The organism is Cryobacterium aureum (genome assembly GCF_002954245.1).
Lineage (GTDB): Bacteria > Actinomycetota > Actinomycetes > Actinomycetales > Microbacteriaceae > Cryobacterium > Cryobacterium aureum.
This window is the reverse complement of sequence record NZ_PPTG01000048.1, coordinates 1-22,278: the sequence shown is the minus strand read 5'-3', so window position 1 is coordinate 22,278 and position 22,278 is coordinate 1. Positions and strand designations below refer to the sequence as shown.

Annotated in this window: 19 protein-coding genes; 2 read left to right on the top strand and 17 right to left on the bottom strand. The window is 65.0% G+C overall.

The features are described 5' to 3' along the window. Nucleotides 1-28: 28 nt before the first annotated feature. The 7 genes from rpmF to CJ028_RS16900 all read right to left on the bottom strand — a co-directional run bounded on the left by rpmF (nucleotide 29) and on the right by CJ028_RS16900 (nucleotide 8,525). Nucleotides 29-232: a 50S ribosomal protein L32 gene (gene rpmF, locus CJ028_RS16930; RefSeq protein ID WP_105036395.1), complete on the bottom strand. Its 204-nt coding sequence runs from the start codon at nucleotides 230-232 to the stop codon at nucleotides 29-31. Nucleotides 233-234: 2 nt separating this feature from the next. Further along, complete coding sequence (locus CJ028_RS16925) at nucleotides 235-771, bottom strand: YceD family protein (protein WP_240607383.1); 537 nt, start codon at nucleotides 769-771, stop codon at nucleotides 235-237. Nucleotides 772-844: 73 nt separating this feature from the next. Then, nucleotides 845-3,244 carry a transglutaminase TgpA family protein gene (locus CJ028_RS16920; protein WP_105036394.1) on the bottom strand — a complete coding sequence of 800 codons (2,400 nt, stop codon included), beginning with the start codon at nucleotides 3,242-3,244 and terminating at the stop codon, nucleotides 845-847. Next, entirely contained in the window at nucleotides 3,237-4,616 is a 1,380-nt protein-coding gene (locus CJ028_RS16915) for a DUF58 domain-containing protein (protein WP_105036393.1), read from the bottom strand. The genes CJ028_RS16920 and CJ028_RS16915 overlap by 8 nt, the downstream gene beginning before the upstream one ends. Before the next feature lie 2 nt (nucleotides 4,617-4,618). After that, nucleotides 4,619-5,728 carry an AAA family ATPase gene (locus tag CJ028_RS16910; protein ID WP_105036392.1) on the bottom strand — a complete coding sequence of 370 codons (1,110 nt, stop codon included), beginning with the start codon at nucleotides 5,726-5,728 and terminating at the stop codon, nucleotides 4,619-4,621. Beyond that, nucleotides 5,725-6,213 (bottom strand): pantetheine-phosphate adenylyltransferase, encoded by a 489-nt coding sequence (coaD, locus tag CJ028_RS16905; protein ID WP_092341312.1) that lies wholly within the window; start codon nucleotides 6,211-6,213, stop codon nucleotides 5,725-5,727. The genes CJ028_RS16910 and coaD overlap by 4 nt, the downstream gene beginning before the upstream one ends. Nucleotides 6,214-6,278: 65 nt before the next feature. Next, nucleotides 6,279-8,525: an ATP-dependent DNA helicase RecG gene (locus tag CJ028_RS16900; RefSeq protein ID WP_105036391.1), complete on the bottom strand. Its 2,247-nt coding sequence runs from the start codon at nucleotides 8,523-8,525 to the stop codon at nucleotides 6,279-6,281. Between the two features lie 50 nt (nucleotides 8,526-8,575). On the opposite strand from CJ028_RS16900, the gene rsmD reads away from it, so the two are divergent. Then, entirely contained in the window at nucleotides 8,576-9,151 is a 576-nt protein-coding gene (gene rsmD, locus CJ028_RS16895; RefSeq protein ID WP_105036390.1) for a 16S rRNA (guanine(966)-N(2))-methyltransferase RsmD, read from the top strand. Here the strand turns inward: rsmD and thiL are convergent. Further along, nucleotides 9,148-10,182 carry a thiamine-phosphate kinase gene (thiL, locus tag CJ028_RS16890; protein ID WP_105036389.1) on the bottom strand — a complete coding sequence of 345 codons (1,035 nt, stop codon included), beginning with the start codon at nucleotides 10,180-10,182 and terminating at the stop codon, nucleotides 9,148-9,150. The genes rsmD and thiL overlap by 4 nt on opposite strands. A 24-nt stretch (nucleotides 10,183-10,206) precedes the next feature. On the opposite strand from thiL, the gene CJ028_RS16885 reads away from it, so the two are divergent. Then, the gene (locus CJ028_RS16885) at nucleotides 10,207-10,731 is read left to right on the top strand and encodes a DUF3515 family protein (RefSeq protein ID WP_105036388.1); all 525 of its coding nucleotides are present in this window, start codon (nucleotides 10,207-10,209) and stop codon (nucleotides 10,729-10,731) included. A 321-nt stretch (nucleotides 10,732-11,052) separates the two neighbouring features. Here CJ028_RS16885 and CJ028_RS16880 read toward each other — a convergent pair whose 3' ends face one another. From CJ028_RS16880 to CJ028_RS16840, 9 genes are all read right to left on the bottom strand, one after another. Then, a complete protein-coding gene (locus tag CJ028_RS16880) occupies nucleotides 11,053-12,150 on the bottom strand; it encodes a D-alanine--D-alanine ligase family protein (protein WP_105036387.1) in 1,098 nt (365 codons plus the stop codon). Beyond that, nucleotides 12,050-13,201, bottom strand: coding sequence for an NAD(P)H-dependent glycerol-3-phosphate dehydrogenase (locus tag CJ028_RS16875; RefSeq protein WP_240607381.1), 1,152 nt, complete (start codon nucleotides 13,199-13,201; stop codon nucleotides 12,050-12,052). The genes CJ028_RS16880 and CJ028_RS16875 overlap by 101 nt, the downstream gene beginning before the upstream one ends. After that, on the bottom strand, nucleotides 13,191-13,931 hold the full coding sequence (locus tag CJ028_RS16870; protein WP_240607451.1) for a lysophospholipid acyltransferase family protein: 741 nt from the start codon (nucleotides 13,929-13,931) through the stop codon (nucleotides 13,191-13,193). The genes CJ028_RS16875 and CJ028_RS16870 overlap by 11 nt, the downstream gene beginning before the upstream one ends. Nucleotides 13,932-13,986: 55 nt before the next feature. Beyond that, nucleotides 13,987-15,294 (bottom strand): UDP-N-acetylglucosamine 1-carboxyvinyltransferase, encoded by a 1,308-nt coding sequence (gene murA / locus CJ028_RS16865; protein WP_240607449.1) that lies wholly within the window; start codon nucleotides 15,292-15,294, stop codon nucleotides 13,987-13,989. Nucleotides 15,295-15,463: 169 nt separating this feature from the next. Beyond that, on the bottom strand, nucleotides 15,464-16,084 hold the full coding sequence (gene leuD / locus CJ028_RS16860) for a 3-isopropylmalate dehydratase small subunit (RefSeq protein WP_105036385.1): 621 nt from the start codon (nucleotides 16,082-16,084) through the stop codon (nucleotides 15,464-15,466). Between the two features lie 2 nt (nucleotides 16,085-16,086). Next, complete coding sequence (gene leuC, locus CJ028_RS16855; RefSeq protein WP_205684080.1) at nucleotides 16,087-17,547, bottom strand: 3-isopropylmalate dehydratase large subunit; 1,461 nt, start codon at nucleotides 17,545-17,547, stop codon at nucleotides 16,087-16,089. A gap of 164 nt (nucleotides 17,548-17,711) precedes the next feature. Then, nucleotides 17,712-18,503 (bottom strand): PP2C family protein-serine/threonine phosphatase, encoded by a 792-nt coding sequence (locus tag CJ028_RS16850; RefSeq protein WP_105036384.1) that lies wholly within the window; start codon nucleotides 18,501-18,503, stop codon nucleotides 17,712-17,714. A 37-nt stretch (nucleotides 18,504-18,540) separates the two neighbouring features. Then, nucleotides 18,541-19,566, bottom strand: a complete 1,026-nt coding sequence (locus CJ028_RS16845; RefSeq protein WP_105036383.1) for a TerC family protein — start codon at nucleotides 19,564-19,566, stop codon at nucleotides 18,541-18,543. Nucleotides 19,567-19,810: 244 nt separating this feature from the next. Further along, nucleotides 19,811-22,278 (bottom strand): beta strand repeat-containing protein (locus CJ028_RS16840; protein ID WP_105036382.1); only part of this gene is annotated, 2,468 nt, incomplete at its 5' end.

Genomic DNA, 22,278 nt, shown 5'->3' with positions numbered 1-22,278 from the left:
GCTTTCCGGCCTCAAGAGAAGCAGCGACTTAAATGTCGGCGACTTTACGGCCCTTGTATTCCATGAACATCGGGGTGCCGGTGGAGTCGGTGACGACCTTGGCGCGGTGCGGCAGGCTGTAGACGACCTTGCCGCCCTCCATGGTCTTCACGAGGGTGGGAGGCGTGGCCTTCCACTGCGCGCGACGCGAGTGGGTGTTGGAACGCGACATCTTGCGCTTCGGTACTGCCATGACTACTTCTCTTCTCTGCTGTCTGAAACATGGGTGTGGACACCCAGGTCTTTGTCTGTGGAAGCCGTAAACCCCGCAAGCGCTGACCACCGGGGATCGTAGCGCTCGTCGGAAACGAGTTCGGGCAGTTCGGCAAGCGGCTGCCCAGTCTCACTGTCAAGACCAGGGCAATCCCGCCGACATACCGGCTGGAACGGAAGTGCTAACACTACCGCGTCCCGGATCAAAGATTCCAAATCGACATGGTCGTCTAGAATCTCAAACTCGAAGGCTTCCTCCTGAGGATAACCGAAAAGCTCCGCAAACTGAACTCGAACCGGCAGGTCGATGTCTTTGAGGCATCGGCCGCACTCCCCGAGTGCGCGCGCATACACCTCGATGCTCACCAGGATTCCCTCGTGCATGGCCTCGAGGCGCAGCTCGGTCGACAGCGTCGACCCGGCTTTCACGGCCACGAGACCGGCGCCGAGGTCGTCGGGAACGACAATATCGAGGTGGCGTTCGTGCATGGTGCCCGGGCGGTTGATGAGGTCACGCACGTCGACCGTGTACGGCGTCTTCTTGAACTTAGTCACGGTCGTAAATTGTACGCGCTGCGCGTGGGCGTTCCGTTCAGGGAGCGATCGTGTGGGCGCGACGATCTCCGCGCAGCACCGCAGCCAGACTGGCGAACAGCGACGTCGGTGCAAACGTTGCCCGCCAACGGATGCCGACGCTCGCGCCCCCGTGCAGCCCACGCAGCACCCGGGTCAGGTCGGCGGCGAGGGTGTCGGCCCAAACCTGCGACCGGTCGAACCGCGACCGCTCCAACGCGAGGAGTACCCGCTCGAGCGCTTCCGTCGACGCTGGGTCGAGGGTTCTGAGCCGCTCCAGTCGGCCGGCGAAGGCTCGCGGAGTGTCGGTGATCGGCGTCGGTATGCCGTGATCGAGACTGGTGTGCTGCAGTTCGATCCAGGCAAGGCCAGCGCCAGCGCCTCCGGAACGGATGCGCCGCACCCGCGAGCGCCGGAGCATCCGTCTGGCGACCCCGGGCAGAAGGAGCAGTATGAGCCCCAGTGCGCTGAACCCGAATACGGCGAGCAGGTTGTTGGCCTCCACGCTCTGCGGGGTGGTACCACGTTCCAGGGCGGAATCGTCGGCCAGCCGGTCGGGGCTGAGCCCGGGAGCACCCGTGGATGCGGCTCCACCGGGCGTGGTCGTCGGCGTGCCGGTATCCACTGCCTGCTCGTAGCTGGGGACGGTACCGCGGCCGGGCGTCGGCTCGAATCTCACCCAACCGATTCCCACGAAGTACAGTTCCGGCCAGGCGTGCAGGTCATGCGAGTCCACGTTGTACTGCCCGAGCCCCTGCTCGAGATCCTGGGATTTGACGCCGGGCAGGTAGCCGAGCGACACCCGGGAGGGTATGCCGAGGGTGCGGGCCATCGCGGCCATGGTGGAGGCGAAGTGCACGCAGTAGCCGCGCTTTTCCTGAAGGAACACTCCGATCACGTCCACTCCCCCACCGTCGTAGCCGTCTTCAACGGGCGCCTCGGTGTCGTAGATGAAGGCGCTGCTACGTAAATAGTTCTGAATGGCGACGGCTGCGTCATAGTTCGACGTCGATTCCGCCGTCACCTGCCGCGCCGTCTCCTCGATGATCGGCGGCGGATCGACCGGCAGCTGCAGATTGCCCAGAACGCTCGCCGGATAGTCGGTGCTGGAGCGCCGCAGTTGCTCGGCGGTGGGTTTCAACTCCAATGACGACACCGTGTACTCCTGGCCGAGGGTGTTCGCTGTTACGCTCGCGATCGCCCGGGTACGACTGTCCCAATACCAACGCCCCGTGAGGCCATCGATGCTGGTTGCGCGGGCCGGTGCGGGCAGCCAGTGGCTGTTGACACCCTCGATGACGACCGACGTCGACGCTGGCACCGTCTCCACGTTGGCGTCGAGCCCGAATGGCCTCTGAATGTCGTCGACGGTATTGCGCACATCTGCTCCGTCGATGCGTGCCGTCCAGGTCAACCCGATGACCTCATCGAGGGTGAGAAGCGTGAAATAGGGCTGCTGGGTGCCGGTCGAGGTGTAGTGAAATGCCGGTCCGGCCTTGGGCCGACGCAGGTCCTGCCCGAGATTGATCATGGGGCTCACGCCACTGCCGAACAGTAAACCACCGGGCCTTGCCGTCACGAGTCCCCCGGACGTCAAGGCCGGAGCGAGCGTGCTAAGAATCAGGGCGCCCACGATGGTCAGGGATCCCACTACGAATGTGCCGCCGATCCGGCCGCGGCCGCGCGGCCGCTCTGGCCGGTACGCACGCGGCGCACGAGGTCCGGCCGCCAGACGCGTTGTTTCCCGTGCACGACGCACCGACACATCGACCCGCAGCACCAGCAGAAAAGCCGCAGCCGTCACCACGAGCACGGCGACATCGGTCCCGTCGTCGATGATGAAGCCCGGCACGAGGAGCGGCACGAGTGCGCCAGCAGTGCCGAGGGCGGGCCAGCGCAGCGTCACCGCGAGCAGATCCATGAGAACCGCGAGCAGTCCCGCGCCACCGGCGAGTAGAAAGAGGATGCCGAGGGTCACCTCGGCCGGCGTGCTCTGCTGGGCGATCGAGGCCCCGCCGGCGTCGATCAGCCCGCTGAACAGGCCAACGGTTTGCGGCGTCGGAATGATCCAGAACAGTCCGGTTCCAGCGCCGAACAGCAGCGTCATCGTGCCGACCAGCACCGCGCCGCTCGCCACCGGTACGATCGGGCGCGGCAGCCCGAACCGGCGAAACACCGCCGCGCTCAGTAACACCGCGGATCCAACCGCAGCACAAACCCACCACCAGGCGTTGCCGCGCAGCAGGGGCGCGAGCGCCACACAGGAGCTGAGCAACAGGAACAGCAAGCTGAGGCTGAGCGGCCAGAGCGCGGCAGCTGGCCCGCCGCGCCGAGGGCGGGGGGCCAGAGGCGAGCTCACCTGGCGTGCCGGTAGCCGGGGATCTGCGGCCGGGGCCTCCTGGGCGACCAGGCTAGTCATGGCTGGCTCCTCGCTCCCCGCTGACGTCGTTCCACACGTCTTCCAGGTTCTCGGCCGTGGCCAGCTCCACACAGCGCCACCCGGCGGCCTGCAGGCGTTCGCGTGCCGGCGCCCCGACCGTGCGTTGCACCAATGCTACGGCGGGCTCACAGTGACGCGCGAGGGCAACGAGGTCGTCGACATCCGCTTCGGACACGCTCACGAGCATCGCGAATGTCGGAATCGATGGCTGCGCACCCCGCAGAGCTGCACGCAGCGGTGCCCTGCGCTCTGCGGCCAGGCGAGCCCTGCGGGTCGGCCAGGGAACCGGAACCACACTGGCCAGGGCTTCCAGCAGTGCGCGATCACCGCCGGGTGCCCGAAAAGTGGCGGGGACGTCGCCGTGCAGCCCGCCCAAGGTCTGTTGGTCGCCCGGCAGCAACTGGCTGGCCCCCAGCTCGATCACCTCGACGCGGTAACCGGCGTCGAGCAGGTGCACACCAACGGATGCCGCCAGCTCGATCTCGAGTTCAAATGCGGCCACGAGGTGCGGCGGAACATGTCCAGCGCCGAGCCCCGCCGCGCCGGCCAGGGTCGTATCGAGCAGGATGCGGGCCTCCGGGTTGCTGCGCTGCTCTTCCTGACGCACCATGATTTCGCCGTGCCGGGCGGTGGCCGGCCAGTTCACTCGACGCAGGGCATCCCCAGGGCGGTATTCGCGGGCGATGAGTTCGTCGGAGGTGGGGGTGGCCTGGCGCACCAGCTCGCGGATCGACCCGTCGTTGCTGGACTGGGCGAGGCCGCTGCCCGGCAGCGGCGTCACTCGCGGTGTCACGATCAGGTCGTGGGGCGAACCGGCATTTCGATTGCTCTGCGCGAAGCCGAATGGGTCCTGCCGTGACACTCGGAGCGGGCCAACGTCGTACACGCCGCGATGGCGCGGCACGACGGAGTATTCAAGGCGCACGTTGTCGCCGGTCGCACCGTTCCGACCCACGAGAGGCAGTATGGCCGCCGGCGGCGCCTCCACACCGGGCGACGGGATGTCAGCCCACCAGGCACCGCCAAGCGGTGTCGCCGAGAGGTTGCGCAGCTGCAGCGAGACCACAGTCTCACCCCCGACGGGCACGATCGGCGGCCGAAAGACCCGGGTGACCTCGACCCGGGCCGGGCGAAGCGAAACATAACCGGCGGCCACGAGCGGCGCCATGACCATCAGGCTGGCGACGAACAGCATGTCGCGGCTGTTGACCAGCACCGCGTTGGCGAACAGCACGACTCCGGCCGCCAGAATAATCCAGCCGCGCAGCGTGAGACGCGTGGCAAATCGGCCTGCCAGCCGCGTGTACCAGTCGGCAATGACCGACCCGGAATCTCCCACCCCGCGTGCCATGACTACGACGCTCCGGTAGATCCAACGGCACGCACCAGCGGCACCGATCGGGACAGAGCGGATGCCGCGACGCCGACCGGCACCGGCGTGTCGGCGAGGATTCGACGCACGATGTCGTCGATAACCGGACCGCTGTCCTGGTGGTGGTGACCGAGCGCCCGACTGGTGGGAACCAGCCGATGGCCGAGAACGGCCACGGCGAGCGAGTCGATGTCATCGGGCAGCACGTAGTCCCGACCGTTCAAGGCCGCCTGGGCCTTCGCGGCACGAATGAGTTGCAGCGTCGCTCGCGGGCTGGCGCCGAGGCGCAGGTCGCGATCGTCGCGGGTGGCCCGCACCAGGTTGACCGCGTACTCCTTGACCGCACCGGAGGCGAAGACGCCTCGCGCCGTGAGCATCATGTCGCGCAGGGTCTCCCCCGACACCACGGCCGAGATCAGTGCGAGCGGGCTGTTCGTGTCGCGCGAGTCGAGCATCGCGAGCTCAGAGTCGGAGTCGGGGTACCCCATGGAGATGCGGGCCATGAATCGGTCCCGCTGCGCTTCCGGGAGAGCGTACGTTCCCTCCATCTCGATCGGGTTCTGGGTGGCGATGACGGTGAACGGCAGGGCGAGCGGGTACGTGACGCCGTCGACGGTGACCTGGCGTTCCTCCATTGATTCCAGCAAGGCCGACTGGGTTTTCGGACTCGCCCGGTTGATCTCGTCACCGATGACGATGTTGGCGAACACCGGGCCCGGTTTGAACTCGAACCGACGCTCGGCCTGATTGAACACCGATACCCCGGTCACATCGGAGGGCAGCAGGTCGGGGGTGAATTGAATTCGTCCGACCGTGCAGTCCACGGAGCGGGCGAGAGCCTTGGCCAGCATGGTCTTGCCGACACCGGGAACGTCCTCGATCAGGAGGTGCCCTTCGGCCAAAAGAACGGTCAGGGCGATCTGCACGGCCTCGTGCTTGCCATCGATGACCGTCTCAACATTGCGCATGATCCCGCGCCCGGCTTCTTGCAGGTCGCTCAGCTCAACGGTTGTCTCAGCGTCATTCGACGGAACCGACGCCAGTTCCGCCCTGCTTGAATCGATGGAGGAGCGAGTCGGTTTGAGGTTCATACCCGCGAACGCTCCAGATATTCCGCCACGGCCCGCGGCACGTAGGGCGAGACATCGCCGCCGAGACCGGCAACCTGGCGTACCAGGGAGCTCGAGACGTGGGCGTTGGCCGGGTCGGGCAGCAGAAAGACCGTTTCTACCGCGGCCAGATTGCGATTGACGATCGCCATGGGCGTCTCATAGGCCACGTCGACCTGCGAGCGGATGCCTTTCACCAGAACGCTCGCACCGACATCCATGCAGTAATCAACGAGCAGCCCCATACTCCAGCTGGCGACCACGATGTTGGTCGGCAACCCGGCTTCTTTGATGGCCTGTTCCAGCAGTGACACGCGCTGACTGATCGGCAACAGGGCCGATTTATCGGGGTTATGCACCACAAGCACATGGAGCTCGTCGAACAGGCCGGCCGCGCGATCGATCACGTCCAAGTGGCCCAGGGTGACGGGGTCAAATGATCCAGGGACAACGGCGATCCTGCGCATGATCACACCCTACTGCCAGACGCTGACGGAACGCTGCCCAGTGCATCTGCTTTGCTTGGACGTAATCAGCCCTTGTTGAGCCAGCTGCGTTCGGAATCATTCAGGCGGCGCGCGATCGCATCGCGGAGTGCTTCATTGGTCCGGATGCCCGGATCGCCCGTCACCAGATGGTAGGCCGCTTGCCGCACCTGTGCGATCAGGTCGCCGTCGACGGCCACCCGAAGAAAACGCAGTTTCGAGCCGTCACCGGATTGCAGGTCGCCGAGCACATTGCCCTCCCGGCGCAGGGCCAGGTCGAGTTCGGCGAGCACGAAACCATCGAGCGTCGCCGCGACATCACCGATGCGCTGGCGAGCCGGCGACCCGGGCCGGGAATTGGTCACCAGCAAACACAATCCCGCCACACCGCCTCGCCCCACGCGACCGCGCAACTGGTGCAGCTGAGAGACACCGAAGCGATCAGCGTCGAGCACGACCATGGCCGAGGCATTCGGAACGTCGACACCGACCTCAATCACGGTCGTGGCCACGAGAACATCGATCTCACCGGCAGCGAACGCGCGCATGATGCGGTCTTTCTCGTCGCTCGTCATGCGTCCGTGCAGGGCTTCGATACGATATCCGGCCAAGGGGGCGAATTCGCGCAGCTTCTCGTGCACGGTCTCCACATTGGCGAGGGGCATCTTCTTGTCTTCCTCTGAGACTTCTGTCTCGGCCTCTGAGCCTTCTTCGATCTCAACCGGGGAAATGGCCGGGCACACGACGAAGGCCTGGCGCCCGAGAGCGAGTTCCTCGGCCAGCTTGGTCCAGATGCGTTGGAACCAGGTCGGGTGATCGGCCAGCGGAACGACGATGCTGGTGATGCCCTGGCGCCCGGCCGGCAACATGCGAATGGTGCTCACGTCGAGGTCACCGAACACCGTCATGGCGATGGTGCGCGGTATCGGCGTTGCCGTCATGACCAGAACGTGCGGCGGTTCGGCCCCCTTCAGCCGCAGGGTTTCCCGTTGGTCGACGCCGAACCGGTGTTGCTCATCGATGACGATGAGGCCGAGGTCGAAGAAGGTCACGGTGTCGCTGAGCAGGGCGTGGGTGCCGATCACGATGCGCGATTGGCCCGACACGGTGCGCAGCAGGGCCTTGCGCTTCTGCGCGACCGGCAGTTTGCCGGTGAGCAGGGTGGGCATGAGTTCGGCTGCGAGGTCGGGGCCGAGCAGGGCCGTGATCGACCGCAGGTGTTGCCCGGCCAGCACCTCGGTGGGGGCCAGCAGCGCCGTCTGCCCGCCGCTGTCGGCCACCGCGAGCATGGCCCGCAGCGCCACGACGGTCTTGCCCGAACCGACCTCGCCCTGCAGCAGCCGGTTCATCGGGCCCGACCTGGCCATGTCGGTGGCGATCTCGACCGCGCAGATCTCCTGGTCGACCGTGAGCACGAATGGCAATGCCGCATCAAAGCGTTCGAGATACCCGCCGGGTGTTGGCACGCGCGGCTGGGTACGGCGCTCCCGCGCGAGACTGTGCCGCTGCATGAGGGCGCACTGCAGCACCCAGGCCTCGGTGAACCGCAGCGTCTCTTGCGCGGCCTTCCATTGCTCTGGATTGTCGGGGCTGTGAATCCAGCGGATGGCCTGGGTATGGTCGAGCAGACCGTTCTCGACCCGCATGTCCTGCGGTACCGGGTCTGGCAGGTGGCCCAGGCGTCGCAGCACCTGGTCGATCATGGTCTGCAGGCTCCAGCTGGTCTCCGCGGCCGTTGCCGCGTAAATCGGAATGAGCGGTTTCTGGCGAAGTCGCACGGTCGGGTCGTCGCGCGCTTCTTCTTCTTCGCTTTCAAAGGTCTTGTAGGACGGGTTGGCGAGTTGACTACGGTTCTGGTACTTCGACACTTTGCCGGAAAAACTGCCACGCAGCCCCGGGCGTAACTGATCGAGGCGCCATTGCTGGCTGTTCTTGCCGAAGAAGGTGAGGATGAACTCGCCTCCACCGTCGGAAATCACCACCTCGACGATCGTGCCGCGCCGCGACGCCATGCGCTTCTCGTGCGCCGAAATAATGTCGGCGATGACCGTGATGTTGGCGCCGGGAGTTAGTTGGTTCAGCGGCCGGAGCACTTCGCGGTCGGCGTAGTCGCGCGGATAGTGGCTGAGCAGGTCGCTGACGGTCTGAAAACCGAAGGCTTTGAGCAGGGCGGTGGCGTGGGTGGCACCCAGAGCAATCTTCAGGGGCGTATCGAGCGTGAGCGGGGCGAGCTGAGGCACCGGCAGAGCAACACCGTCGAATTCAGGGCCATTGGCAGCGCTCGAACCGGTCATGGTTTCATCGTAAACCGAGCCTCTGACAGGGCAGCTAGGCTCGATGGGTTATGACGCGAATTATTTCCGGGTTTGCCGGCTCCTTGACTTTGGCGGTTCCGAAATCGGGAACCCGACCGACCAGCGACCGGGTGCGCGAGGCCATCTTCTCGGCACTCGACTCGCGCGACGCGCTGCACGGCATGCGCGTTCTCGACCTGTATGCCGGATCGGGCGCCCTGGGACTCGAAGCGGCGAGCCGCGGAGCGCGAGTGGTGACACTGGTCGAGAACAGTTACGGCGCAGCGGCCCTGTGCCGCAAGAACGGCGAGGCGGTGCAGCGCTCAGCGCCAAAGGGTACGGAGCTGAAGATTGCGGTGTCGTCGCAGGCGGTGCAGTCGTTCCTGGCGGCGACCAAAGACGGCTTCGACGTCGTCTTCATCGACCCTCCGTATGACCTCACTGAGGTTGAGCTGGGACACAATTTGAGTGCGCTCGCCCCGCTGCTGGCCGATGAGGCGCTCGTGGTGCTGGAGCGCAGCTCCCGCTCGCCCGAACCGCACTGGGGCACCGGGCTCGAGCTCGATCGTCGCAAGGACTACGGCGACACGACCGTCTGGTACGCCTCACCACCCGAACTGAATTAGCCCGCCGCACCGTCCCAGCCGCGATAGGGGTCCCAGCCGCCCTGGTCGTGCGCGACGCCGTCCACGGTGATCGTGCCGACATTCACAGCGGATGCCGCCACAACCGTTCCGAGGCGCCGAAACCCCGTCGGCAGAACGGCGTCCGGCGGGAAAGTCGCCAGCAGGCCGTGGTCTTCGCCGCCGCCGAGTGCAACCTCAATGCGGTCTCCGAGGCTCGCGGAGTCGAAATCGATGCCCACGCCGCTGGCCCGCGCTATGCGTCCGGCGTCGATGGCGAGCCCGTCGGAGACATCGAGCATGGCCGTCGCGCCAGCGAGGGCTGCACTCGGTCCGCTCGCTATCGGCGGCACCGGGGTGAGCTGGGCGGCCACCTCGGTGGGGTGCGAGACCTTGAGGGCATTGGCGCGGCCAAGGTTGGGTATTCCATCGGCGTCGACCCCCAGGCGAAACAGCAGCTCGAGACCACGACCGGCGTCGCCGAGCCGCCCGGAGAGCGCCACAACGTCGCCGGGGCGCGCTCCCGAGCGCAATACGGGCTCACGTCCCTCCAGATCGCCGAACGCCGTCACAGCCAGCGTGAGGGCGTCTGAAGCGGAGAGGTCGCCGCCAACCACCCCGCAGCCGGGTGCGAGAGCCTCGCAGCAGTCCCGCAGCCCGTCGGCGATGCCCTCGAGCACCGAGACGGGCGTCGACGGCGGTGCGGCAATCGCTACGACGAGGGCGGTCGGGCGGGCACCCATTGCCGCCACGTCGGAGAGGTTGGTGGCGGCGGCTTTCCAGCCGAGATCATGCGGTGTCGACCAGGCCAGGCGAAAGTCCGGCCCCTGAATCATCATGTCGGTCGTCACCACGAACCGTCCGTCGGGCGATGCGATAACCGCCGCATCGTCGCCGGGGCCAAGAAGCTGCGCCGCCGCGGTCGGCAGCCGAGGAAAGATTCGGCCGAGTACGGCGCCTTCGCTCAGGTCGGCGAGAGTTTCGACGGCGGCGGTAGGCGGGGCTGAACGCGGGGCATCCGCAGCAGTGGTCATGTAAGAAACGGTAACCTGAATACGATGTCTCACCCATTCCTGCTCCTGCGCTTCGCTCCCCGTCGTTTTATCGCCGTCGCCACCGTGCTCGCGAGCTCACTGCTGCTGGCGGGCTGCGCCGCCGCCGTGCCGCTGACCCCGGCCGCCGATGCCACCAATGTGGCCTGCGCCGACGTGATCGTGCACCTGCCGTCGACCGTCGCCGACGAGTACTCGCGGGAGACGAATGCCCAGGCAACAGGTGCCTGGGGCGACCCGGCGGCCGTGCTGCTGCACTGCGGCGTTCCGGTGCCGACGCCCACGACCCTGCCCTGCCTGAACATCAATGGCATCGACTGGATCGAAGATGACTCTGACGCCCCGACCTACCGCTACACGACCTACGGGCGCGACCCGGCCATCGAGGTCGTCATCGACTCCGAAGCGGTGAGCGGCTCAACGGCGCTCGTCGACGTGGCCAATGCGGTCGGGTATGTTCCGGCGACCGGTGCCTGTGTCGGCGCCGAAGACGTGCAGCTGCCTACCGACGGGGCTACAACCGCGCCATAGGGAACTCCGAGCGTGTTCCGCCGATCGGCCCGCGCTGGCCGATCGGCCTGAGTGCACGGCGGCTAAATACGACGGCGGGATGGCTCTGCTCCGAGCGCTGCAGCGGGTCGGTCGCCTCCACTTCGCGCTACGCGGGAGCTGCGCCGCTGCGCGCGAGGCGGAACTCCGGCGCACTGGCGCAGGTCGAGCGACACTCGTTGCGCTGCAGTTCTAGCCAGACTCGAATTCCAGCGCATTGGCGAAGATCCCGGGCATTGGCGTACTGCCCGCGGAGCTCGGCGGGGCGGTGCAGTCGTGCCGCGACGCGTGGCCGGCGGGCGTTTAGGAACCGTGGCGGGCGTGGGCGATGGCCACCGCGATGAGTTCGTCGATCAGCTCGGGGTAGGTGTACCCGCTGGCCAGCCAGCAGCTCGGGAACATGGAGATGCTCGTAAATCCGGGCATGGTGTTGATCTCGTTGATCACCCAGCCGGTTGCCGTGAGAAAGAAGTCCACCCGGGCCAGTCCCGCGCCGCCGATGGCTTCGAACGCGGCGATCGCCAGTAATTGCACCTCGGCCAGTTCCTCAGCGGCCAGCGGAGCAGGGCAGACCAGGTCGACACCGGGCGCGTCCAGGTATTTCGCGGCGAAGTCGTAGAAGTCGCGGCCGGTCACGACGACCTCGCCGGCCACGGAGGCGCGGGTCGGCTCTCCCGGACGTCCCTGCAGCACGGCGATCTCGAGTTCCCGCCCCAGGAGCCCGGATTCGATCAGCACCTTGTTGTCTTCGGCGAGCCCCACCGTCATGGCTTCGGCCAGTTGCTCCGGCGTTGACACCTTGCTGACTCCGACGCTCGAGCCGGCGCGCGCGGGCTTCACGAAGGCGGGCAGGCCGAGCTGTTCGAGGGCCGCGTAGCCCATTCCTGGCGCCTGCGCCCAGTCATCCGCTGTGAGGGTACGCCACGGCGCCACCGGCAGGGCCGCCTGCTGAAAAACGGTCTTAGCGAAGTGCTTGTCCATACCCAAAGCGGATGCGAGCACCCCAGACCCGACATACGGCAGGCCGAGCAGATCGAGCATGCCCTGGATGGTACCGTCCTCGCCGAACGGTCCATGCAAAATCGGGAATACAAGGTCGACGGGGCCAAGGGAACGCTCACCGGAAGCGTCGACGACAGTCAGTTCCCGGCTCGACGCGCTCTGCGGCCAGCGCACCCGAGTGCCGTTGTCGGCGACAACGGGCAGGGCCTGAGCGTTCAGGGCGAACTTGGCCGGGTCGTTGTCTTCGAGAACGAACGCACCGTCGCGGGTGATTCCAACGGGAAGGACGTGGTATCGCTCAGGGTCGAGGGCTGCCAGCACCCCGCCCGCCGTGGCGCAGCTGATCGAGTGTTCGCTGGAACGCCCTCCAAAGAGAAGCACCACCGTGAGCTTGTCCATCGTCAAGTGTCCTTTCGCCCTGCGGTTCGCCGGAGTCAGTTGTGAGGTGCGGCGCAATGTCGCGGGGGTTGAGTGTGCCGTCGAGCACCTGGCGTACCTGCTCCACGATGGGCATATCGACGCCCTTGGCGCGGGCAAGCTCGAGAACGGGCTTCACCGAGGCGAGGCCCTCGGTGGTCTGCTGCATCTGCTTGACGACGTCATTGATGCTGTAGCCCTGGCCGAGCAGCCGCCCGGCCGTGTTGTTGCGAGACAGCGGCGACTGGCAGGTGGCAATCAGGTCACCGAGGCCGGCCAAGCCGGCCAGCGTCTCAGCCTGGGCTCCATAGGCCACAGCGAAGTCCGTCATTTCCACCAGGCCGCGCGTGATGATCGACGCCTTGGTGTTTTCGCCGTAACCGACGCCGTCGACGATTCCGATGGCCACCGCGATGAGGTTCTTCAGGACACCGCCGAACTCGGTGCCGATGACATCGGTGTTGATGTACGAGCGAAAGTAGCGGTTGGTGGCCAGTTTGGCAACGGCCTGCGCGGTTTCAAGGCTCGCAGACGAGACTACGGCGCCGGTGGGCTGTTCCTTGGCGATTTCGAGCGCGAGGTTCGGCCCACTGATCGCCGCTATGCGATCGGGGCCGATGCGCAGCACCTCTTCGATTACCGTGCTCATGCGCATGCCGGTGGAACGCTCGACGCCCTTCATCAGCGAGATGACGATCGCGTTCGCGGCCAGGTACGGTTCGACCTGCGTGAGGTTCTCGCGCAGGGACTGGCTCGGCACCGAGACGAAGACCATTTCGGCGCCGGCCAGGGCGAGGTCCAGACGGCTCGTGGCGCGTAGGCCCACCGGCAGGTTCACGCCGGGCAGGTAGTCGCTGTTGCGGCGGGCTTCGGAGATTTCGCGGGCCAACTCGGGGCGGCGAGCCCACAGAACGACGTCGGCACCGCCATCCGTCAGAATTTTGGCGAAGGTAGTTCCCCAACTTCCCGCCCCGAGAACCGCCACCCGAGTGCCTGGTTGAATCTTGGGCTGCTGGGGGGTTCTAGGCTTCAAAACGACCGGTCTCCTTCTGATTGTGCTCCGACGGGTTCCAGCGCTTGGTCGGGGCCTTCTCGCCGCGCAGATCTTCGAGCAGCGCCGTGATGGCAACCATCACGACGGCGGTCGCCTCGTTGAGTGTCGCGGTGTCGAGGCTGCGCCCGCGAAACTGGGCGAGGTCGAGCGGGTCACCGATTTTCACCCGGATGGTTTTGCGCGGAAACAGGCTGATCTTCTTGGAATACCGTGGCATCAGCTTCTGGGTGCCCCAGTGGGCGGCTGGCACGATCGGAATGCCCTGCTCGAGCGCGATACGCACGGCTCCGGTCTTGCCGCGCATCGGCCACAGGTCAGGGTCACGGGTGAGCGAACCTTCCGGGTAGACGACCACGATCTGGCCTTTTTCAACCAGACGTTGGGCGGCCTTGACCGGCTGGCTTCCGCGCACCGATCCGCCGCGCTGCACCGGAATCTGGCCCGATTTGGCCAGCACCCAGCCGAGGACCGGAATACTGAAAACGGATGCCTTCGCCAGAAACCGCGGCAGCCGCCCCAGCTTCCAGGCCACGACGCCCATGACCACTGGATCGATCTCGCTGTAGTGGTTCGGCGAGAAGACGAACGCACCGCTGCGCGGAAACTTGTGGGCGTCGATAATCTCGTATCGGGCCGCAAGGTTCATCACCGGCAGGATCAGCCCGGCGAGAATCCAGAACGCCGAAGGCCGGCTCTTCTCCGAACGGATTCGGGTCGGCGACTCGGGGGCTGCTGGCACGTCTTCATTTTCAGGCACGCGCCTATTATCCTTCGAGATCGAAGTCCGCCCCCAAAAGCCGCAGCTTGCCGATGAAGTTCTCGTAGCCCCGGCTGATGATACCCACGTTGCTGACCGTTGAGGTGCCCTCGGCCGAGAGCGCGGCGATCAGGTGGCTGAAGCCGCCGCGCAGGTCGGGCACGACGATGTCGGCGCCGTGCAGCTTCGTCGGGCCGGTGATGACGGCCGAGTGGTTGAAGTTGCGCTGCCCGAACCGGCACGTGTGGCCACCGAGGCATTCCTTGTGAATCTGAATGGTCGCGCCCATTTCCACCAGCGCATCGACGAAGCCGAACCGCTGTTCGTAGACCGTCTCGTGCACGATCGACGTGCCGTGTGCCTTGGTCAGCGCGATGACGAGCGGCTGCTGCCAGTCCGTCATGAAGCCGGGGTGAACGCCTGTTTCGATGATGACGGGCTTGAGGTCGCCACCGGGGTGATAGAAGCGGATGCCGTCGTCACAGATATCGAACGCGCCACCGACCTTGCGGAAGACGTTGAGAAAGGTGATCATCTCGGGCTGCCGGGCTCCACCGACGAAGATGTCGCCGTCGGTTGCGAGGGCCGCGGCAGCCCAGCTGGCGGCCTCGTTGCGGTCGAACAGGGCGCGGTGGTTGTAACCCACCAGGCGTTCGACGCCCTCGATGCGGATCACTCGGTCGGTATCGACCGTGATGATCGCTCCCATTTTCTGCAAAATGTTGATGAGATCCATGATCTCGGGCTCGATCGCCGCGCCCTTGAGCTCGGTGAGGCCGTCAGCACGCACCGCGGTGAGCAGCACCTGTTCGGTCGCCCCCACGCTCGGGTACGGAAGCTCGAGCTTGGCGCCCCTAAGACCGTTCGGAGCCGACATACGGATGCCGTTCGGCTGCTTCTCGACGACGGCACCAAACTTGCGCAGCACTTCGAGGTGAAAATCGATCGGGCGGTCGCCGATTCGGCAACCGCCGAGGTCGGGGATGAACGCCTCGCCGAGTCGATGCAGCAGCGGCCCGCAGAACAGGATCGGGATCCGGCTCGAGCCGGCATGAGCGTCGATCGCGGCGAAGTGCGCGCTCTCCACGTCGACCGGGTCGAGGATGAGGTCGCCGGGTTCGGCGCCCTCGGTCACCTTGACGCCGTGCACCTCGAGCAGCCCCCGAACGATCCGAACATCACTGATGTTCGGAACGTCCTTGAGCACGCTCGGGGTTTCCCCGAGCAGAGCGGCGACCATGGCCTTGGTGACGAGGTTCTTCGCCCCCTTCACCTCGATCCGGCCGACCAGCGGAATACCGCCGCGGATGGTGATCTTGTCGGCGGTGAGGCCAACGGAGGCCCCGTGGTTCTGAGCACTCCCCCGCTCGTTCGCGTCGTCGTTGAGCCTCGCGTTGTTCAATTTCTTCGCCTCTTGATCACGCCGGGTTTCGCTGAGAGTGCTCACAAATTACCTGTCCTCGTGCAAATTGGTGCCATACAAATTAACGCGTTGAGATTGATTCCGGGGACTGCGCGGGAAGGGTTTGGGGCAACCACGACTCTCGCGTCGTTTCGAATTCGCTGATGCGCGCTTCGTTCCGTAGCGTCAGCCCGATGTCATCAAGACCTTCGAGCAGCCGCCATCTAGTGTAATCATCGATCTCAAAATTCACGGTCAGATCGCCGACACGCGCGGTTTTACTCACCAGATCCACGGTCAACTCAATGCCAGGGTCGCTCTCGATCAGGTTCCACAGGGTTTCGGCATCCGCTTCACTGATCTGGCCGGCGAGCAGCCCCTGCTTGCCGGAGTTGCCGCGAAAGATGTCACCGAATCGGGGGCTGAGCACCACGTCGAACCCGTAGTCGCGCAGGGCCCAGACCGCGTGTTCACGCGAGGAACCGATTCCGAAGTCGGCCCCAGCGATGAGCACGCGCCCGCCCTGGTACTCCTTCTTATTGATGACGAAGTCCGGGTCGAGGCGCCAGGCCGCGAACAACGCGTCTTCAAAGCCGGTGCGCGTGACGCGCTTGAGATGCACGGCGGGGATAATCTGGTCGGTATCGACGTTGGAACGGCGCAGCGGCACCGCGATGCCGGTGACGGTCGTGAATTTCTGCATGGTTACTGATCTCCAGCCTGGTCGAGGTCCCACGGACTCGAGAGCGTGCCGCGAATGGCCGTGGCGGCCGCGACGAGCGGCGACACCAAGTGCGTGCGTCCGCCTTTGCCCTGACGTCCTTCAAAGTTGCGGTTGCTGGTCGAGGCGCAGCGTTCGCCAGGTTCGAGCTGGTCGGGGTTCATACCGAGGCACATCGAACAGCCGGCGAACCGCCATTCGGCACCGAAATCGAGGAAAATTTTATCGAGCCCCTCGGCTTCGGCCTCGATGCGCACTCGCGCGGAGCCGGGTACGACCATCATGCGCAGTCCCTCGGCCTTGGTTTTGCCCTTGATGATTTCAGCGGCGGCGCGCAGGTCTTCGACCCGGCTGTTGGTGCAGGAGCCGAGGAAGACGGTATCGACCCGAATGTCCTTCATCGGAGTGCCGGCCGCGAGATCCATATATTCCAGGGCCCGCTCGGCCGCCGAGCGCTCGTTGGCGTCGACGATCTCGTTGGGGTTCGGAACGGATCCGCTCAGGGACACGCCCTGGCCGGGGTTGGTGCCCCAGGTGACGAACGGTTCGAGCTCGTTAGCGTCAATAATGACCTCGGCGTCGTAGCTCGCGCCCTCATCCGTGGCCAGCGTCTGCCAGTAGGCGACGGCAGCATCCCAGTCGGCGCCGCGGGGCGCGTGAGCACGGCCTTTAAGATAGTCGTAGGTGACCTGGTCGGGTGCGACCATGCCGGCGCGGGCGCCAGCCTCGATCGACATGTTGCAGATGGTCATGCGCCCCTCCATGGAGAGAGCGCGAATGGCCTCACCACGATATTCGAGCACGTAGCCGGCTCCCCCGCCGGTGCCAATTTTGGCGATCACGGCAAGGATGATGTCCTTCGCGGTGACTCCCGTGCGCAGGGCACCATTGACCGTGATGGCCATGGTCTTGAACGGGTTCAGCGGCAGCGTCTGGGTGGCCATGACGTGCTCGACCTCGCTCGTGCCGATGCCGAGCGCCATGGCCCCGAAAGCGCCGTGGGTAGAGGTGTGTGAGTCGCCGCAGACCACGGTGATGCCGGGCTGGGTCAGGCCGAGCTGCGGGCCGACGACGTGCACAATGCCCTGCTCGATGTCACCGAGAGAGTGCAGACGCACGCCGTATTCGGCGCAGTTGCGACGCAGGGTCTCGATCTGGGTGCGGCTAGTCAGGTCAACGATGGGCTTGTCGATAGCCAGCGTCGGCGTGTTGTGGTCTTCAGTCGCGATGGTCAGATCAGGACGGCGGAGCGGGCGATTGGCCAGGCGCAGACCGTCGAAGGCCTGAGGGCTGGTGACCTCGTGCAATAGGTGCAGGTCAATATAGATCAGGTCGGGCGTGCCGTTCTCGCCCTTGGTGACGAGGTGCTTATCCCAGACTTTCTCGGCGAGGGTACGAAGGCCAATGCCGGAGCGTTTTTGCGAAGTGGGTATTACGTTGGTCATTTTGAGCGTCTTCCTCACGAATCGATGGCAGCCACGCTGAACGCCGCGACGAGGGAGGCCTCAGGACAGGGACTCGTCGCGGCACAGAAGAAGTCGGCTCAGCACCATGGCTTCAGGGTAACACCTCGCCCAGTCACTCGGCTCGCGAATGCTTGCTCGGACGTTCAGTCGAACGCCGACTCCAGGTAGACGACACTCACGTTGTCGTGGCCTCCATGCTCGATGGCTTGGTCAACGAGAATGTCGGCGACGCTGCGCCCCGCGGCATCCAGGCGGATGTCCATGGCCAAGACCCCCGCGATCGCCGCGTCGTCGAGTTCTTTGGTCAGCCCGTCGGAGCAGATCAAAAAGGACTGGTGGGCCAGGGCCGGCAGCAGCCAGACGTCGGCATCGACAAACTCGTCGGCGCCGATCGCTCGGGTGATGACGTTGCGCTCTGGATGTTTCTCGGCGTCGTCGACCGAAATCAGGCCAGCGTCGACCATCTCCTGTACTGCGGAATGGTCAACGGACAACTGGGCCAAAACACCGTCGGTCCAGGTGTAGACGCGGGAATCGCCGACGTTGAAGGCCATCCAGTGGTAGCCGCCGGAATCGCCGGCGTCGACGAAGGCGATGCCGGCGAGGGTGGTTCCCGACACTGCGGTGCCGTAGTCATCGGCTCCGCTCAGATCGCGTACGGCGTCGTTCGACGAGTGGATGGCATCGAGGATGCGCTCCGGCGTCGAGGGCAGATCGCGCGCGATGTGCTCGTCGAACACCCGAAGTACCGTCTGGCTGGCGACCTCACCCTGGGCGTGGCCGCCCATGCCGTCGGCTACGAGGAACACTGGGGACTGCGCGAAAACGCTATCCTCGTTGATCTTGCGCACGCTGCCGACATCGGTGCGCACGCTGAAAGAGAGGCGGGCGACAGCGGTGGAAAGTTCAATCCTGCTCTGCTGTTGCAGAGTCATGAGAGCTCCCCGCTCGCCGACGCCCGGCCTCGATCTGTCATTCGTTGACGTTTACCGAAATCTCTTCGGCCAGCGTGTGGCCACGCTTTTTGGCATCGTGACCAGCCTTGATCAGGCTCGCCACTGTAGCCACGGCCATACTGCCGATGATTACGCCAAGCGAGGTCCAGGTGCCGATCTCGGGTGCCCAGAGCATGGGATCTCCACCATTGATGAAGGGGACTTCGTTGGTGTGCATCGCGTGCAGCACGAGCTTGACGCCGATGAAGCCGAGAATGACCGCGATGCCGTACTTGAGGTATTCAAGACGTTCGAGCAGTCCGCCGAGTAGAAAGTACAACTGGCGCAGGCCCATGAGGGCGAAGATATTGGCCGTGAACACGATGAAGGGACTCGTCGTGATGCCGAAGATCGCTGGAATGGAATCGAGGGCGAAGATGAGGTCGGTGGTGCCGATCGCGATGAACACGATCAGCATCGGCGTGAAGATCTTCTTGCCGTCGACCAGCGTGCGCACCTTGGAGCCATCGAATTTTGACGAGATTCGAATGCGGCGGCGGAGCAGACGGATGACGCCGTTCTCTTTTTCTTCCGTTTCTGCCTCAGAGGAGAACGCCTGCTTCACGGCGGTATAGAACAGGAACGCGCCGAAGATGTAGAAGATCCAGGCGTAGCTTTCGATCAGTTGGGCGCCGAGCAGAATGAAGATACCGCGCAGCACGAGAGCGATGATGATACCCACCATCAGCACTTCCTGCTGGTATTTTCGCGGCACGGAGAACCGGGCCATGATGATGACGAAGACAAACAGGTTATCGATTGACAGGCTGTACTCGGTCAGCCAGCCCGCGAGAAATTGACCGGCATGTTCAGCGTCACCGAGAACCAGCATCAAGAGGGCGAAAATGAGCGCGAGCCCAACGTAGAACGCCACCCAGAGTCCGGCCTCGCGCATGCTCGGAACGTGCGGGCGCTTATAGACGATGAGCAGGTCGGCGACCAGAATAAGGGTCAAAACGACCAAAGATCCAGCTTCGAACCAAAGAGGCAGGGCGAGTTCCACGGGGGCCTTTCAAAAATGAGGGGGTCGGGTATAGCAGAACCCGAAAGTCTCTCCCGCACCGATAGCGTCCAAACGGAACCAATCGATACCACCGCGACCGGGGCCCCGCCAGCGCGGCCCGTATTGACGATCGCGACATAGAACCCGATTGGGCCCAGAGGGATACTCCCCTTCGCTTGCAGAATTCTATCAGTGCGGCGGCCTCGCTCGCACCCGGTCGGAAGAGCCCGGGTGCGCAGTTTGCTTACTGACTGATGTGACGGGGGATATTCCGGGTCCGGAGCCGCAGGATCAGCAGGAGGACACCGGCGAGAAACAGCAGCAGTGCAGCGCCGCCGACCGGTGTCGCGTCAATTCCGGTGCGGGCGAGTTCGCTCGTTTCCGGGGAGCCCTCTGCAATCCTGACGCTGCCGGTGCCGGCGCCGATCCTGGTGCCGGCACCGGTGCCTGAGTTGATGACAGAGATCGTCTCCGACGCCAGTTGCGCAGTCGAGGAAGTCACGCCGATCATCACGATGTGGTGCCGGCCGGCCGCTGTCGCCGCGGGGACGATGACGCTGGTCACGATGGCGCCGTTTGCATTAGCTGTGACGGTTGACAGCAGCACGGGTGTGGAGTGGATCCAGATCTGAACGGACTCCCCGGGATCAAAATCGGCTCCGGTGACAGCCAGCGACTCACGTGCACCCTCCGTAACGGTTTGTTCGAGAGTGGTATTGGTCGGCGGCGTGGTGGCCACCACGAATCTCTGGCTAACCGAGCGCGCATTTCCATGTGTGTCTTCGGCCGTTACGACGAGGTCGACGTTTCCGTCGGCAAGCGCTGCGGGCTCAACCGTCCAGATGCCACCGACCTGCACCGTTGCGGTCAACACCTGTCCGGCCACCGTGACTGACACTGTCGCGCCGATCGGGGCATCCGTCGTTCCCGACAGTGTCGGCGTGGTGTCGCGCGTTCGACCCGTCGGAGCCACGGTCACGGCTACAGTGGGCGCGGTCGTGTCGACAGTTAAGACCTGGGCTGACGTTGCGGGGATGTTCGTTGCGCGGTCCACAACGGTTACCGCGACGGTGTAGTCGCCGTCGGTGGAGATCTCGGCCGATTCGACCGACCAGGTTCCGGCAGCCGTCACGGTCGTGGTGAGAACCTGGCCGCCGATCGTTACGGTCACAACCGACCCGGCCGCAGCCGTCGAGGTACCGACGAAGTTCGGGGCTGAATTGTTGGATGCTGCCGCCGCGCCCCCGGTGACAGTGACATCGGGGGCCGCGACCACGCTGTAAACCTGAGTTGCGATACCCCTGTTACCGGCGGCATCCGTGATCGACGCCGTCATGGTGTGACCGCCCTCGGCGAGCGCCCGGGCGGTCACCGACCACGTGCCGCCCGCAATGACTGTGGCGGTGAGTGTCTGGGTCCCTACCCGAACGGATACCGCGGTGCCGACGGGTGCATCGGACGTGCCCGAAATGGTCGGTGTCGTATCGACGCTGGTGCGTGCGGACCCACCAGAAATGGACAGGAGGGGCGCGAGGGTGTCGAGCGTATACGTCTGTGTCACGGTTTCGCTGTTACCCGCCGGGTCAGTGACCACAGCGGAAACTCGGTGAATACCGTCGCTGAGTGCGCCGGCGGTGACCGACCACGCGCCGTCGATAACGGTGGCGGACAAAGTCTGGTTGGCCACGGTGACGGTGACAACGGTGCCGTCGGCCACATCCGTTGTGCCCGAGATGGTCGGGGTGGCGTCGTTGATCAGCGTGGAACCCGCGACTATGGCCAGCGAGGGACTCGTGGTGTCCAAGGTGATGGTCTGGGTCGCCGTGCCGGTATTACCGGCAACATCCGTGATTGAAACGGTGATGGCATTCTCGCCCTCGACGAGGGCCGCGGCCGTGACCGACCAAGTACCACCGGCAACAACCGTGGTCGCCAGCGTTTGGCCCGCAACGAGCACAGCGACCGCCGTACCGACCGGGGCATCCGTCGTACCCGAAATGGTCGGCGTGCCATCAGCGGTCGTCCGCGACGAACCACCGGAAATGACCAGCGACGGCGGCGTCGTGTCCAGAGTGATGGCCTGACTCCCCGTGCCGGCAACGCCGTCGACAGTGATGGTGACGACGGCCGCGTAGACACCATCGGTACCGAGGTCGACCGCGAGTAGCGACCAGGCACCAGCCGTCACTGTCGATGACACCGTGGTGCCGTCGATCAGCACAGAAACGACGCTGCCATCTGCCGCGTTGGTCGTGCCGGAAATAGTCGGAGTTCGATCGCGTGTCGTCAGCGTTGTCCCACCCGCAAAGACCACGGTCGGTGCCTCAGCATCGTGAGTCAAGGCCTGCGTGGAGCTGCCACTGTTACCCGCCAGATCCGTGACTGAGACGATGATGGTGTGCGCTCCCTCGATGAGGGCCGCGGCCGTCACCGACCAGGTACCACCCGTAACAACATTTGTCGTCATCGTTTGGCCGCCAACCGCCACAGTGACCGCCGTACCGACCGGGGCATCCGTCGTACCCGAAATCGTCGGCGTGCCATCAGCCGTCGTCAACGACGAGCCGCCGGTAATGACCAACGATGGCGCCGTCGTATCAAGCGCCAGACTCTGCGTCGCCGTACCGGTATTGCCGGCAACATCCTTGATCGAAACGGTGATGGTGTGCGCTCCCTCAACGAGGGCCGCGGCCGTCACCGACCAGGTACCAC

Coding starts and splice junctions, on each gene's coding strand:
- rsmD (WP_105036390.1), top strand. CDS start 8,576: ATGACGCGAATTATTTCCGGGTTTGCCGGCTCCTTGACTTTGGCGGTT.
- coaD (WP_092341312.1), bottom strand. CDS start 6,213: ATGCGCAGGATCGCCGTTGTCCCTGGATCATTTGACCCCGTCACCCTG.
- CJ028_RS16900 (WP_105036391.1), bottom strand. CDS start 8,525: ATGACCGGTTCGAGCGCTGCCAATGGCCCTGAATTCGACGGTGTTGCT.
- CJ028_RS16915 (WP_105036393.1), bottom strand. CDS start 4,616: ATGGCACGCGGGGTGGGAGATTCCGGGTCGGTCATTGCCGACTGGTAC.
- leuD (WP_105036385.1), bottom strand. CDS start 16,084: ATGCAGAAATTCACGACCGTCACCGGCATCGCGGTGCCGCTGCGCCGT.
- CJ028_RS16880 (WP_105036387.1), bottom strand. CDS start 12,150: ATGGACAAGCTCACGGTGGTGCTTCTCTTTGGAGGGCGTTCCAGCGAA.
- rpmF (WP_105036395.1), bottom strand. CDS start 232: ATGGCAGTACCGAAGCGCAAGATGTCGCGTTCCAACACCCACTCGCGT.
- leuC (WP_205684080.1), bottom strand. CDS start 17,547: ATGACCAACGTAATACCCACTTCGCAAAAACGCTCCGGCATTGGCCTT.
- CJ028_RS16850 (WP_105036384.1), bottom strand. CDS start 18,503: ATGACTCTGCAACAGCAGAGCAGGATTGAACTTTCCACCGCTGTCGCC.
- thiL (WP_105036389.1), bottom strand. CDS start 10,182: ATGACCACTGCTGCGGATGCCCCGCGTTCAGCCCCGCCTACCGCCGCC.
- CJ028_RS16910 (WP_105036392.1), bottom strand. CDS start 5,728: ATGAACCTCAAACCGACTCGCTCCTCCATCGATTCAAGCAGGGCGGAA.
- CJ028_RS16885 (WP_105036388.1), top strand. CDS start 10,207: ATGTCTCACCCATTCCTGCTCCTGCGCTTCGCTCCCCGTCGTTTTATC.
- CJ028_RS16920 (WP_105036394.1), bottom strand. CDS start 3,244: ATGACTAGCCTGGTCGCCCAGGAGGCCCCGGCCGCAGATCCCCGGCTA.